The sequence below is a fragment of the Bacteroidia bacterium genome (assembly GCA_040880525.1).
GTDB lineage: Bacteria > Bacteroidota > Bacteroidia > CAILMK01 > JBBDIG01 > JBBDIG01.
On record JBBDIG010000034.1, the window covers coordinates 45,400 to 60,710 of the forward strand.

Consider the following 15,311-nt stretch of genomic DNA (forward strand, 5'->3'; position numbering starts at 1 on the left):
GCTTTGATCCTTATAACTAATACATTACTTCGGAAGGTAAGAAAGGCAGTCAGCGATGTTGAAATGCTCAGCTATTTCTTAACATAACCTATTTAAAAATAAATCGAATGAAAAGAACATCCAACCTTAACCGATTTCGATCAGGAAGCATCCAGGCTTGGGTTTCCATGATCTCATTTTTCACATTAATGGCATTTACAAATAATGTATATGGTGAAAATCCCAGGACACCTTCAACAGGATTCATTGAGAATAAAGGACAAATTGTGGATCAAAACCACGATTTAAATCCCGATGTAAAATACCTTCTCAATATGCCGGGGCTGAACGTGCAACTCAAAGGCAACAGTTTCAGCTATGATGCTTATACTGTGGAGGTGCAGGAGAAAGCACCTTCAGCGCATGACCTAATGTATCCGGGCGAGGAGCAGCCAGAAGTCATTTACAGCTTCCATCGAATTGATGTGGAATTTATTGGCGCCAATCCTTCTCCACAAATTATTGGTGAAGAGGCAGGTACTGATTATCTGCACTATTATACTACCGGAACGCCAGAAGAAGGAGTTACCTATGTAAGGCATTATGGCAAGGTAACTTACAAGAATATTTATCCAGGGATTGATCTGGAGTTTTTAGCCAGGCCGGGTACGAATAAGCCGGTAGAGTATAACTTTATTGTGAATCCAGGAGCTGACATTTCTCAAATTAAATGGAGATATAACGGAAGCAATGGAGCAAGTATATCTGAAGATAAAATAATGATCGGTACTATTCATGGCAAATTGTACGAGAACATTCCCCTGTCCTATGAAAAAGAAAGCAACACCACCATCAATTTGACATACAAGGCCCTCGGTAGTGGAGCGTTTGGTTTTAATGTTCCTCAATATCAAATCCAACATACCCTGATTATTGATCCGATGCCCGACATTGAATGGGCTACATATTATGGAGGCACAGGTGTAGACAATGGGTTCGGGGGTGCGGCCACAGATGCGGCTGCCAATATTTTCCATGCTGGTCAGGCAAATAGTAACACCCTTGCCACATCAGGCGCTCATCAAACTTTTGGTGGAGGTACTTATGATGCTTACCTCGTGAAATTTAGCAAGGATGGAACACGGCTCTGGTGTACATATTATGGAGCGAACGGCAATGAGACAGCCAATGGAATTACTACGGATGCGTGGGGAAATGTAATAATAGCCGGAACCACAAGCAGTGCCTCAACTACGAACATCGCAACACCAGGCGCACACCAGGCATCACCTAGCCCCGGGAACGAAGGTTTTGTGGCACGGTTTAATGGAAATGGAATTCGCCAATGGGGTACCTATCTGGGAGGATCCAACAACCGGGACTTCGGACAACGACTAGCTACGGATTCAGATGGCAACGTATACTTCTCCGCATACATGGCTTCTGCGGGCTTGGCCAGCACAGGAGCGCATCAAACAGCGGCAGGCGGAGGTGATGATGCAATCATCGCCAAGTTTGACAGCACAGGTACTGCGCAGTGGATTACTTACTTGGGAGGAAATCAAAATGATGCAGCACTGGCAATTGTTGTCAACTCCAATGGTGATGTATATGTAGCTGGACAAACTGGCTCCAGCAACAATATTTCTTCCTCAGGGTCTTATCAGTCTGTTCATGGGGGAGGAAATGATGCCTTTCTGGCTAAATTCAATTCCAGCGGTGTGCTACAGTGGTCCACCTACTTAGGTGGTTCAGGGGCTGACGATGCCCGCGGAATCGGCCTTGATGCTTCAGAAGATATATATATAGGAGGGGGGTTCTCCTCATCTGGTTTTTCAACGGTTGGACCTTCACATCAGGGAGATATGGATGGGTACATGGCCAAGTTTACCCCTTCCGGATCGCTGGTATGGCTCAGGTATCTTGGCGGTTCTGGCGCAGACCGCGTCTTTTTTCTGGTAACTGATATGGCAGGGACAAGCTATGTTTCCGGCCAGACCGCCTCATCCAGTGGGATTGCCACCACTGATGCCTATCAGGAGACATTTGGAGGTAGTACTGATGCCTTTTTTGCAAAGTTTAATTCTACGGGGGACCTGCAATGGTCAAGCTATTTTGGAGGTTCGGGAAATGAAGACTCAAGAGGACTTACCATTGATGGATTAGGAAATGTTATCGTTACCGGGAGGACAGGCTCTTCCTCTGGAATAGCCACTTCGGGCGCATTTCAAACTACTTATGGCGGAAGCACCTTCGATGGTTACATTGCCGTGTTTAAAGATTTGGTGGGCGAAAACAATGCAGGGACAACAAAGATGACCAGTCCGGCAGGTTTAACCTGTAGCGGAAACCATGACATAAAAGTAGAAATTGTAAATGCCGGGATTGATACCATACAGTCGGTAGATGTGGAATGGTCTGTAGATGGCACAGCACAATCTACGGTGAACGTAACCACAGCAATCAATCCAGGTACCCTTCGGGAGGTAACTTTAGGCAACATAAGTTTTCCTGCAAATACTACCAAAATCATTAAAGCATGGACTTCGCAGCCAAATAATAAGGCTGACACCTTTAACACCAACGACACAATAAGAGAAGAAATTCGCCCCGGCCTCAGCGGTACCTACACAGTTGGCGGCACAAGCCCGGATTATCCTGATCCTGCTGCTGCAGCGGCAGATTTAAGCGATTACGGAATGTGCGGGCCGGTGGTGTTCAATTTAGCAGCAGCTACCTTTAGTGGCCCTGTAGTGTTGAATCAGCCTGAGGGAAATTCCTCCACAAACACCATTAGCTTTTTGGGTGCTGGCAAAGGGGCCACTATCCTCACCCATGCGGGTACAGGAACAGGTGACATGGCGACTGTGATGCTAAACGGAGCTGACCATGTTACATTTCGCGATATGACGATAGAGAACACCGGCAGCACTTTCGGTGCAGGCATCTGGTTGACGAATGCTGCCGACAGCAATCACTTCATTAATTTGGATGTGGAGGTGGACGCCACCTCTGCAAGCAACAGCGTAAATGGAATCATAGCAAGCGGCAGCGCAACAGGAATCAGTGACGGCAACACAGGAAGCCATAACCTCTTCGACAGCCTTAACGTAACGGGCGGTTTTCATGGCATAAGACTGAATGGCCCTAACACCAGCAGCAGTTATGCAATGGAAAATACAATAAGCAACAGCGTCTTTTCAGATCAGTATCAGTTTGGGGTATACCTGAGGAGCCAAACCTTTCCAGTCGTACGTGTAGATTCCGTGAAGGGCCTGAGAAATACCAGCAGTTATGGCGTGTATGTAAGTTATTCGGCTAACGTAGAGGTGGCCAATAACGTGATTGAGGGCAACGATATCGGTATATACCTTACGTATGTGAACAGCAGCCTGGCGGACAATAACTTTGAATCCCGCATTTATAACAACATGGTGAGCAGCACCTCCGATTATGGATTGTACAGCGCTAATTCTGAGAAACTGCATATCTGGCACAACTCCTTCAGCGCTGAGGCAGACCACAGCACAATGCGGTTCCAGGGTAGCCAAACAATGGACCTGCGCAACAACCATATTGACAACCGCAGCACAGTTCCAAACCACTATGCACTTCATGCCGATGCATTGTCCACGTTTTCCGAAATGGATTATAACAACTACTACACGCTTTCGAGTTTTGTAAATATTGGGGTTACCTATTATGCAAATCTTCCGGTATTGCAGGCGGCAGTGACTCAATACAACCAGAACAGCAGCAGCCGGGATCCGCAGTTTAATTCAAATACTGATCTTCATACAAGTATTAACATATCGGGCACCTATGTAGGCATAGACGAGGATATTGACGGAGATTTCAGGAACACATCCGCACCGGTGGTAGGCGCTGATGAGGTAAATATTCCTGACAATGCCGGTACCACGCGGCTTATCTCTCCCGCTCCCGCCTTTTGTGCAGGCAGCCAGGATGTGATTGTTCAGATTGGGAATTATGGCATCAATGTCATTAACAGTGTGGACGTACACTGGGAAGTTAATGGAGTGGCTCAGCCCGATACCAGCATTACAACGGCTATAGCGCTGAGAGGATTCAGAGACATAAACCTCGGCAGCGTATCTTTTGCAACCGGAGAAAGCAAGGACATTAAAGTCTGGACATCAATGCCAAATGGCATAACGGATCCGCTTCGCAATAATGATACACTCAGAATCACAGTACGAACAGGGCTTGACGGCACTTACACCGTAGGAGGTACGGCTCCTGACTATGCTGACTTCAGCGAGGCTGTATTTGCATTAAATACATGGGGCGTATGTGGAGCCGTAACGTTTGACGTCAGCCCAGGCACTTACAATGAACGACTTGCCATAGGCAACGGGATAAGAGGTGTTTCTGCTACTAATAACATTACTTTTAATGGAGCCGGAAGAACCTCCACCAACCTGAGCTATAGCGCCAACGGCATTTCAGACTGGGCCACACTCCTGCTCAATGGTACAGATCATTTCACCTTTAGTGATATGACCATTTCTGCGATGAATGCTAATTATGGAATCGGAGTACAGCTTACGGGTGGCGCAGACAGCAATACTTTCCGCAATGTGATCATCCAAACCAGCACTACTTCCAATTCTCTGGACCTGGTAGGAATCGCAATAATGACCAGCACCACCGATCTATATTCTGCACCAGGCCAACCGGGAGATGGCAATGTATTCGACAGCTTGGAAGTTACCGGAGGATATTATGGCATTTACCTGAACGGCAACAGTGAACACCAGGTTATAAGCAACTCCGTATTTACTGAGCAGCAGGTGAGCAGCATTTATTGCTCTGCCCAGGATTATTTAAGGCTCAGTAATAATGACATCAGCCCGCTGAGAAACAGTTCCTTTTCATACTCGGTAAATCTTGATCAGATCTCCAATTTTGAAATTAATGCCAACACCATTGATGCAGTTGGGGAAGCCGGATTATACCTTCAACTTGGAAATGACCTGGGAGCCGATCCAAATTTCACATCAATGATATACAACAACATGGTAAGCAATACCGTGGGTTATGCTTTTTACTGTGCCAATTCCAGTGAGATCAGCATTTATCACAACTCTTTCCGGTCAGTTGGCAGCAGCAGCAACGTATTAGGCGCAGCTTATTTCAGTACCACCGGGGCCATTGATTTACGAAATAATATCATCAGGAATGACAATCCGAACAGCTACGCGCTCTATGCGGACCTAAATCCTTTTGATTCCATGGATTATAACAACTACTATTCTTTTGGAAATTTCGTGAATATCGGAACGGATTATCCCGACCTCTCAGCCCTGAGAAGCGGATTGCCAAACCTCAACCAGAACAGCTACAGCCAGGATCCACAGTTTGTATCGCTCACTAACCTGCATGTGAGTTCATACCTGCCGGGCGAATATGTGGGTGTGGATATTGACATTGATGGTGAGAGCCGCTGCCCGCAAAACCTTTCCCTGGGCGCAGATGAAGATGGAGACTGGAACTTTGCCAAGCCGGTGATCAGCACCAGCCACAGCAATTTCTTTGAGAATAATCCACTCCGGTTCAGCAACAATATCCCTGATCCGCAGGATAAGCCGGTAGACTATTCCTGGTATATAGATGGCATCATGGTATCGGACAGCACAGCATTCAATTATGCTTTTACCGATTCCGGAAGTTTCAGCGTAAAACTGGTAGCCGAAAATTGCGCTTACCGGGACAGCACTACTATCAATATTATGGTAGGTTCAGGAATACCAATTCTGGTTTTGACCGGTGATAATCCCGATACATCCCTGGTTTTTGATCCTTACACGGATCCGGGAGCTACCGCAACTGACCGTCTCGGCCAGGATATTACAGGCCAAATCGTTGTGATCAGCAACAATGTAGATGACAATGTAGTGGGCAGTTACGAAATCTGGTACACAGTGGAAGATTCCTGGGGAAATATAGATTCCGCAATGAGAATCGTGGATGTGATAGATGATGAAGCACCCGAACTTGATCTGGTAGGATTGGATACTATCACAATTCAGGTATTCGGGTTCATCAACGATCCTGGTGTTACAACAACGGACAACTATTACAAGACCGTAAGTGTGGTAGTGGACAGCAGCACGGTTGATAAAAACCAGGTGGGAATGTATACCATGACCTACACAGGTACTGACAGTTCCGGAAACAGCGCCCAGATTACACGATGGGTAAATGTGCAGGATACTATGGCACCGGAACTTGTGTTGATCGGTCCTGATACCATTACGGTTGATGTATTCAGTGCATACTTCGAAATGGGTGCAAGGGTTACAGATAACTATTGCAATGGAGTAATGAACTGGCACGTGGATCAACTCCCCGACATTAATGTGCTCGGAGAATATATCCTGACGTACTCAGCAATGGACTGCCAGAATAATTCGGCAATACCCGTTACGCGCCTGGTCAAAGTAGTGGATCGCGAAGCTCCGGTCATTGACCTGATAGGCGATGGCGCTGTTACCATTGACCGGTGGGACGATTATGCGGATGAAGGCGTAACAATTTCTGACAACTATTACGAGGAATCCATTTTACAAGGTTTGCTACAGACTGATGAAAGTGTGAATCCTCTGCTGGATGGCACTTACAGCGTTTGTTATGAAGTAACGGATCCTTCAGGCAATAAAGCCAGGAAGGAATGCAGAATTGTAACAGTACGCGCGAATACGACCGGGGTATCCGAATCCCGTTCGCGCTTGTCCATCAAAGCATTCCCGAATCCTGCCAATGGAGTGGTTACCCTGGAGCTCGGTAATGGAGTTATCAACAGAGCAAATCTTTCGATAACCGACCTTGCCGGACGAATCGTTTACCAGGCTGATGTGGTGAAAGGACAGACGCAGCTAAACCTTGACCTTACTTCAGAAGCTGAAGGCATGTACCTGGTTAGGCTGATGGAAGATCATAGGACAACCACTATTAAATTGAGTATTGTAAAAAATTAGGTTGCATTATTTTGTTAGGTTAAAAAGCCCCGGACAAAATCCGGGGCTTTTTTATTTTCGACTTTATTTCAAACCTCATAATTTCCAACTTCCTGATGTATTCCAAAAATTGTATTTGGTTAATCGAAAAAAAGGTGGTTCCTGAAAAATGCAGAAAATATAGGTTAGTTTTTGTTTGCCAACTGACCGCAAGCGGCATCAATATCCTGTCCACGGCTGCGCCTGATGTTGCAGATGAGTTTGTGCTCTCCTAACCTTTGCTGAAATGCTTCAGCCTGGCTCACTTTAGAGCGCTGGAAAATTCCGTTATCAATAGGATTATATTCAATAAGATTAATCTTGCATGGAACCTTGCGGCAGAAACGCGCCAGTTCATCGGCATCCTTCATTTGATCATTAAAATCTTTCAGAAGAACATATTCGAAGGTGATCCAATTATTGGTTTTCTCGAAATAGTGTTGCATGGCTCCTGCCAGCGCTTCCAGATTGTTGCTGTCATTGATGCTCATAATCTTACTGCGCTTCACATCATTGGCAGCGTGCAGAGAAAGGGCCAGGCCAAATTTCACCTCCTCATCGCCCAGCCTGCGGATCATCTTAGCAATACCGGCCGTTGACACCGTAATCCGGGAGGGCGAGATTCCCAAACCATTTTCGCTGGTAATTTTCGCTATTCCTAAAGTTACCTGCTTATAATTCAGGAGCGGTTCTCCCATTCCCATAAACACAATATTGGTTAAAGGGCGGCTATAGTGCTCCTGCGCATTCTTATTGATGATAGCTACCTGATCATATATTTCATCGAAGTTCAAATTACGCTTCAAGTCAATTGCGGCAGTAGCGCAAAAGCTACAGGCAAGGCTGCACCCTATCTGGCTGCTGACGCATGCCGTCATCCGCTTTCCGGAAGGAATCAGCACTCCCTCTACAAAGTGCCCGTCATGCAGCTTAAAGGCATATTTCATGGTCCCGTCCCGGCTCTCCTGCATCGTACTTACTGAAATGGCATCAGTGACAAAATCGCGCGATAACTTCTTGCGCAATGGCACTGAAAGATTTGTCATTTCATCAAACGATGTAGCCGATTTTTTCCACAACCACTCGCTTATTTGTTTTTCACGAAAGGCAGGCTCACGCTGTTCCTTTAGGTAAGTCTGGATATCTTCCCGCTCCAGGTGGCGGATATTGTTGGTTTTCTTCATAGCGCGCTGCAAACGTCAATTTTCATGCAGAATGAGAAACCAAGGGCCTTACTGTAAAACTCTGATGAAATGAATGGTAAGAACAGCTTCTGCCGGGAAGCATCTTTTTTATTTAGTTTAAATAAAACATTTACGGATATAAGATCAATATCCAAAATAAAAACGCTGGCCTTTTGTCATTAAATCCTCTTCTCAACCTGTTCTTTCATTTTTCCACAATTTCACAGAAATCGGAGTAGAACCAGAATGTCGCTGATGCCTTCTAAAATTCTCATGAAACAATGACTGCGTAACGGTGTTCAGGATTTTGGAAGTTAATTGAAGTATTTGATTTTTAATGAACTTGTGTACCTAATAAATAATCAATTCATTTTTGTAAATAAATCCATTTTAGCGCTGACCTAAAAAATAAAACTATGAAAAAGTACACGATTGCCCAGGGAAAACATTTTCCGCAAGGATTAAACCTTAACTTGTATATTGGAAAGACATTCCTGCATTTCCGTGCCCGGTTTGGCAGCTCGTGCAGATATGAAATTGGCCAACCTGATCAGGACGATATATGCAAATTAACCGGATTAACTCCGGGATTTATCAGGAACAGGAATTCAGCAAGGTGGGGTTGGCGTTTTGATGTGGAGCGTGATCAGGTAGAACTATTATATTATTGCCAGGTAAAAGGAAACCTTGAATTCGGTTCAATAGGGTTTGTGAATTTAGAGCAAGACTTCGAGGCAAGTTTAGAAGCATCATCATCGCAATATATATTTAAGCTACTAAAACCCACAGCCCAGGAACATACAGTAGCAAAAAACAACACCCTCAGTATTGGCTATCGCAATGTTCCCTACTTTGGAGGCAATCAAACGGCACCGCATGATATGGAGCTATGGATCGAGGTGCTGAAAATGACATAGCCAGAATTTATATTGCAAAAAATATTGAAATCAGATAATTCATCCCTCTCAGTATTTTACTAATACCACTTATACATCTTTAGCCCTATAGCGAAACATGCCGTTCCCAAGCCGGTAAGTACTGCCATTTCCAGCCATACCTGTTGCATGCCTGCTCCTTCAATGAAGATGCTGCGCACTCCGTCAGCAAGGAGGGTGAGCGGGAGCATTCTGATAACCGGTACCAGCCACTCAGGGAAATTATGGTAGCTGAAGAAGATGCCGGAGCAAATCATCATCGGCATAACGACAAGATTTATCCAGCCATTGCCAACCTGCGTATTGGAGGTGCGGGAAGAGACGAAAATCGCGATGCCCGTAAAAGCAAAGTTTCCGGCTAAAAAGATAAGCACCAATGCCGGCAAACTTCCCTGGATCTCAATGCGGAAATACCACCAGGCAAATGCCAGTAACAAAGCTGCTTCCACCACACTTAATGCGATGCGTGCCACAAGGTGGGATACCAGAAAACCGATTTTTGACATTGGTGTTGCCACCATTCTGCGCAGAAGTTTTTTGCTGCGTTTCTCAATCAATGAATAACTGATTCCCCACATCGCTGACATCATGATGCCCATCGCCAGCAGGCCCGGCACCAGAAAATCCACATATCGGGTGCCCGTCTGGCTTAGCGCCCGGATGTTTTCAGCGTCCATTGCAGTATTTTTCCCTGACATGGCATCAGTCAACTGCATATATATCAGTTGCGCTTCCGGGTTCTGAGGATCCAGGAGATAGCGCAAATTCTGCCCGGCCGCATCCATTATCACGGCCGCTTTCCCGCGTTTCACCATCAGGGTTGCTTCCTCCTCCGAAACCGGATGAAAATGAAAGATGGTATTGCCGAGCTTTTCATTGCCCAACCGGACCTGATATCCGGATTGATCATGGCTGCCCTGGCCGAAGAATTTCTGTAGTTGACCATGCTCCCCGTTATAATTAACTACAGCTACATGCCGTACCTGATCTTCCTTCTGCGTAAAGGCAATGCCGAGGCCCCAGGCCATCAGCACCGGAAAAGCCAGCGTCCAAAAGAGAATTCCCGGTTCCCGAAAAAATTCCTTAAACTGTATTGAAATAAGTTGTAATTGTTGTTGCATTGGGTAGATATAAAAATGATGTTCTTTTTTTAATTTTAAAATTACACGAAAAATTAAAGGTTAAATATTCTAATACATGAAAATTAAAATAATGAAAAACCTTTATTCGTCCAGTCTTCTTCCGGTCATTTTAATAAACAGATCATCCAAAGTCATTTTGCGGCATTCCAGGGTAGAAAGCGTTAATCCCTGCTCCTTTATTGTTGCCAGGAAATCAGGAAGATACTGCACGATGTCGTGTACTGAAAGCTGCCACTCCTGCTCCTTCTCGTCCCAGTGCAGCTTATGTTCGTGGCCGTTGCGTGGCAATTCAAATTTTTCAGTTCGCTCTCCCAGCCTGAACTGGATGATTTCGTTGCTTTCGTGAGCCGCCAGCAATTCTTCAAGCGTTCCCTGCGCCAGTATCTTTCCCTGGTCAATGATCACAATGCGGTCGCAGAGATAATCCGCTTCCTCCATGTAGTGTGTGGTCAGGATCATTGTGGTATTAAACTTTTCTCTCAGCTCGAAAAGGATGTCCCAGATTTCCCTGCGGGCTGCGGGGTCCAGTCCCGTGGTAGGTTCATCCAGCAAAAGAATCTCCGGGCGGTTAAGGAAGGCGATGCCTAATGCCAGGCGCTGCCGCTGTCCGCCTGATAGGTTCTTTGTGTAGCTCTTCTGCTTTTCCTCAAGGTTCACCAGTTTCAGGATTTCCTCAATGCGCCCTGCTTCCAGGCTGTAGAAGCTGGCAAACAGCTTCAGTGTTTCTCTCACCGTGAGCTTATCTATGAAATGCGTTTCCTGAAGTGAAAGGCCCAACATTGCGCGCAGCTTAGCCTGATGCTTTTTCCAGTTCATGCCGCGAATACTTATCGTGCCGGAATCAGGACGCTGAATGCCCTCGATCATCTCTACCAACGTAGTTTTGCCCGCCCCATTGGGGCCCAGCAAAGCCAGGAATTCGCCCGGCCATATTTTCAGATCAATTCCGTTTACGGCCTTTATTTTCCCAAAATGCTTCCTGACTTCCTTTACTTCAATTACAGGTTCCTTATCCATTGGCTTGAAATATTATAGCCCGCAAAAATAAAGGAAGAAAAAGGTTTCAGGAATGTGCTGAACTTTCAATGGTCTACGGAGCTTATTGCAGAAGCATTAGTACTCTGAAAATAGATTTGGGTGAGATGCCTGTGCATCCGGTCATATCAGGTTTAGCGCGGCAGCCGCTGATTGTTTTTTAGGTATCGAAAAGTAAAAAGTAGACCCAATTCCTTTCTCTGATTCCAGCCAGATAGTTCCAAAATTTGATTCAACGATCTTCTTTACTACCGCCAGCCCAACTCCCGTATCCTGTGTTTCGTCACGGAAAGAGAGTGTTTGGAATAACTGAAATATTTTCTTGTGATATTTCTTCTCAATGCCTATTCCGTTATCCTTAATGCCAATGATCCAGTGCTTGCCATCTTCTTTGCAAAAAACGCTGATGGCTCCGTTTGCTTTATCGTTAAATTTAATTGCGTTTCCTATCAGGTTTTGAAATACCTGATAGAGCTTTACCCGCTCAAAGGCCAGCACCGGTAAGTCCGGTTGCACCTCCACCTTAATACTGGCAGGCGGTTGTAAATTCTCCAATACTTCTGTAACCAGATCATTTATGCGCACTTCACATACATCGTGCTTTAACCTGCCCACCTTAGAGTAGTCGAGGATAGCATTAATAAAATCATCCATCCGCACGGAACGATTAATGATCATTTCAAGCAACTCCCTCCCGTCATTATCCAGTGCGTTTGCATAATCTTTTTGTATCCAGGAGGCCATATTGGAAATAGCTCTCAACGGTGCCTTCAGGTCGTGAGAAACGATATAAGCAAACTGGCGTAGTTCTTCATTGCTCTGCTCCAGCATCAGGTTTTTCTTTTTAATATACTCTTCTGCCATCTTTCGGTCCGTAATATCATAGATCAATGCCAGGCCGCCCATTACGGAGTTTTCTTCATTCATCAAAGGCATCATCTGCGCCTCAAAATAGCCGTTGCGGTTAGGGTATCTGTTTTCAGGTATAACGAGCCGTTCTCCATTAAGAACTTGTGTAAAAATATTTTCATCATATTTTTTATTTAACATAGGAAAAATCTCATGAACAGGTTTTCCCAATACTTCCATTTTATCAATTCCTGTAAGCACTTCAAGTGTAGGATTCCAGGATGTAATAACTTTTTCCTTATTAAAAGTAAATATGCCATCTACAGAGTATTTTATGAGACTCCGGGTAATGGCATTTTCAAGCGTTTTTTTATTCTTACTATTATTGTAGTTAATATTTGAGAACTTTTCTTTTATTTCCCCGGCTTTTTTTAGTTTATCCTGGTTCATAACCAAATTTAATATTTTGTCCGCACAATTAAATTAATTTATTTTTTCTGATCAAAATATGATCCTTTCCAGTCCTGACTTTCCTTACCATTTTTTCAAATGATTCGGTATTAAATACCAAAATAAGCGGAAACTCCAATACAGAGCGCTCGCTAAGGAAACTGGTATTAACAGTTAGTACCAAAGGTTGGTTAACCGGAAAATCAAGCACAATGGTTTTTATGCCTTCCATCACATTTTTGGTGGGCGCTTCAGGCGGTGATCCCATTATCTCAAAACCCATAATGTCAGCTATCTGAGTCAGTACAGCTCCTGTAAGAATATTACTGATTTCCATGAGCAGTGAATCCTGCAATCCGTTGTTCGCTCCTGATGCGGTATTATGGTCTTTCAGGCATCTTTCAGCTATTTGCTCCACCTGCTCCTGGCGTAAAAGCAGGAACGTCTTGCCCGTCAGGTCTCCCGAAATTTTAGACTGGATCAAAGTGTCATTATCCTTAAATCCTTGCTTTATATGTTGCACCTGGAAAAGCTGAAGAATTTTTATATGAGGAACGGTCAGGAGGACCCGCTCATGCACAATGGTTGCAAACGAATCTGCAGCCCTTGCCACCCCAATATTCAGGATTTCTCTCAGGATGTCCTTTTCTGCATCATTTATTTCAATAGCCATCGCTATAACCTACTTTTTTAAAATATAATCTTTGAGCAATGTCGGAACATCAATGACAAGGCACACTTCACCATTTCCCAACAAAGTAACGCCATTGAACAGACTCACCTCCTCAACCGGCTTGGTAAGCGGTTTAACCACAATATCGAGTTGCTTAACAAAATTTTCCACGATGATCCCGAATTTCCGATTGTTGTGATTCAGGATAATGATGTCCAGAAATATCTTGTTAACCGATTCGCTTTTTTGAGGCTGAACTCCTTCCTTGAAAAAGACATCGCTGATATTGATGAGGGGCAATGATTCTCCTTTAACATCGGCAAACAGCACCGAACCCATCCTGTGAAGTTCATCAGGCCGCATCATCACTACGGAATCTATATGGATTAAAGGCAGTGCATAATAGCTCTTCCGCACTTCAAAAAGCAAAGCACCCTTAACGGCCAGCGAGGTAGGGAGATACAGGTTGAATACGGTACCTTTCCCCTGTTGTGAACTAATGGTCATTTTACCGCCCATTGAATCCACTGCATGTTTTACCACATCCAGCCCTACGCCCCGGCCAGAATATTCTGTAAGATCCTTTGAGAGGCTGAACCCGGGTTCGAGAATGAGTTGAAGAACCTCGGCTTCATTCATCTCGTCCAGTTGCTGTTCCGTTACAAACCCCTTCTTTAGGGCGTGGCTTTGTACGATACCGGCATCAATTCCGCGTCCGTCATCCTTTACCTGGATCAGAACGGCATCCCTGACATTCTCTGCATTCAGCCATATTTTAGCAAGCGCAGGTTTCTTCCGTTTCTTGCGCTCCGTTTTATTCTCCACGCCATGAACAATAGCATTGCGCACCAGGTGCAGCAGAGAATCGGTCATGATCTGCAAAATATTCCTGTCTATTTTAATATCCTGGCCGGAGATGTCCAATTCCACTTCCTTGCCCTCGATCCCCGAAATATCCCGCACAATGCGCGGAAATTTATTAAATAAAAACCCCACGTTTACCAGGCGGGCTTCCATTACATCCTGCTGAATTTCATTGGTAATTCGATACAGATGGGCTGATACGGTTTTCAGCGGTTCGTCATCAAGTTCCTTAGCAAGCTGCAGTATTCTCTCCCGGTCTATCATTAGCTCGCCCACGAGATTCATCAGGTTATCCAATTTTTTAATGGGAATATGGATAAGTTCAGAAAGTGCAATATTCTGGGAGCGCACATAATAGCTTTCTTCCACCTTCTGGTGTTGCAACTCCTCCTTGTTCAGGATCTTGTCCAGTTGGATGCTAAGATGAGATAGCTGATCCTGATGCACTAATTTTCCTGAAGGTTTGTCAATCTGCCTGATGATCTTTCCCAGAGCATCCAGGCCCTGGAACAGGACATCCACGACTTGTCCTTTAAAAGCTATCTCCTTATTTCTAATGGCACTGAAAATACTTTCCTGCTTGTGGGCCAGCGTAGAAAGCTCCATGAAACCCATTGCTTTTGCATTTGCCTTTAGATTATGTAACAAGCGGAATACTTCAGCCAACAGCTTTTGATTTGCCGGTTTTTTTTCAAGCTCAACCAAATGCCTGCTGAGAAGATCAAACTCTTCCAGGGATTCAGCCATGAAAATTTCAAGATATTCCTTCTCTTTAAGATCCATGGGAATATTTAATCATTCTGGTCGAGTACGTTTTTCATAATGCTTTGCACCTTCTCTTCTGAAAAAGGTTTGATAATGTAGGCAAGCGCGCCAAGTGCCAGGGCCTCATCCACCACTGATTCCTGCCCTACTGCACTTACCATCACTACTTTTAAACTGGTATTGGATTTTCTGATTTCTCTCAGCACTTCCAGCCCTGTATTGTCAGGTAATATTACATCCAGCGTAACGACATCAGGTGAGTATTCTCTTATATATTCCAAAGCCGATTCAGCGTTTGCCGCCTCTCCGATCACATCATAGCCGGCATCTAAAAGGATATTCTTCAATATTGTTCTCATATAAAATGAGTCATCCACCACCAAAATCCTATGTGCCATTTGAAGTTTTTAATTATT

9 protein-coding genes are annotated in these 15,311 nt (G+C 44.7%); 2 read left to right on the top strand and 7 right to left on the bottom strand.

The genetic code is table 11. The annotated features are described in order from the left end of the window. Nucleotides 1-107 precede the first annotated feature (107 nt). Nucleotides 108-6,980, top strand: a complete 6,873-nt coding sequence (locus tag WD077_09830) for an immunoglobulin-like domain-containing protein (GenBank protein MEX0967527.1) — start codon at nucleotides 108-110, stop codon at nucleotides 6,978-6,980. 164 nt (nucleotides 6,981-7,144) lie between these two features. On the opposite strand, the gene rlmN is transcribed toward WD077_09830, so the two are convergent. Next, nucleotides 7,145-8,182 carry a 23S rRNA (adenine(2503)-C(2))-methyltransferase RlmN gene (rlmN, locus tag WD077_09835; protein MEX0967528.1) on the bottom strand — a complete coding sequence of 346 codons (1,038 nt, stop codon included), beginning with the start codon at nucleotides 8,180-8,182 and terminating at the stop codon, nucleotides 7,145-7,147. 416 nt (nucleotides 8,183-8,598) lie between these two features. On the opposite strand from rlmN, the gene WD077_09840 reads away from it, so the two are divergent. Beyond that, nucleotides 8,599-9,099 (top strand): hypothetical protein, encoded by a 501-nt coding sequence (locus WD077_09840; protein ID MEX0967529.1) that lies wholly within the window; start codon nucleotides 8,599-8,601, stop codon nucleotides 9,097-9,099. Nucleotides 9,100-9,158: 59 nt separating this feature from the next. On the opposite strand, the gene WD077_09845 is transcribed toward WD077_09840, so the two are convergent. From WD077_09845 to WD077_09870, 6 genes are all read right to left on the bottom strand, one after another. Next, nucleotides 9,159-10,238 (bottom strand): ABC transporter permease, encoded by a 1,080-nt coding sequence (locus WD077_09845; GenBank protein ID MEX0967530.1) that lies wholly within the window; start codon nucleotides 10,236-10,238, stop codon nucleotides 9,159-9,161. Between the two features lie 102 nt (nucleotides 10,239-10,340). Further along, entirely contained in the window at nucleotides 10,341-11,276 is a 936-nt protein-coding gene (locus WD077_09850) for an ABC transporter ATP-binding protein (protein MEX0967531.1), read from the bottom strand. A 141-nt stretch (nucleotides 11,277-11,417) separates the two neighbouring features. Beyond that, nucleotides 11,418-12,593, bottom strand: coding sequence for an ATP-binding protein (locus WD077_09855; protein MEX0967532.1), 1,176 nt, complete (start codon nucleotides 12,591-12,593; stop codon nucleotides 11,418-11,420). Nucleotides 12,594-12,621: 28 nt separating this feature from the next. Continuing rightward, entirely contained in the window at nucleotides 12,622-13,266 is a 645-nt protein-coding gene (locus WD077_09860) for a chemotaxis protein CheC (GenBank protein MEX0967533.1), read from the bottom strand. 9 nt (nucleotides 13,267-13,275) lie between these two features. Beyond that, nucleotides 13,276-14,913, bottom strand: a complete 1,638-nt coding sequence (locus tag WD077_09865; protein MEX0967534.1) for a chemotaxis protein CheW — start codon at nucleotides 14,911-14,913, stop codon at nucleotides 13,276-13,278. Between the two features lie 8 nt (nucleotides 14,914-14,921). Continuing rightward, on the bottom strand, nucleotides 14,922-15,293 hold the full coding sequence (locus WD077_09870) for a response regulator (protein ID MEX0967535.1): 372 nt from the start codon (nucleotides 15,291-15,293) through the stop codon (nucleotides 14,922-14,924). Between the last annotated feature and the right edge of the window lie 18 nt (nucleotides 15,294-15,311).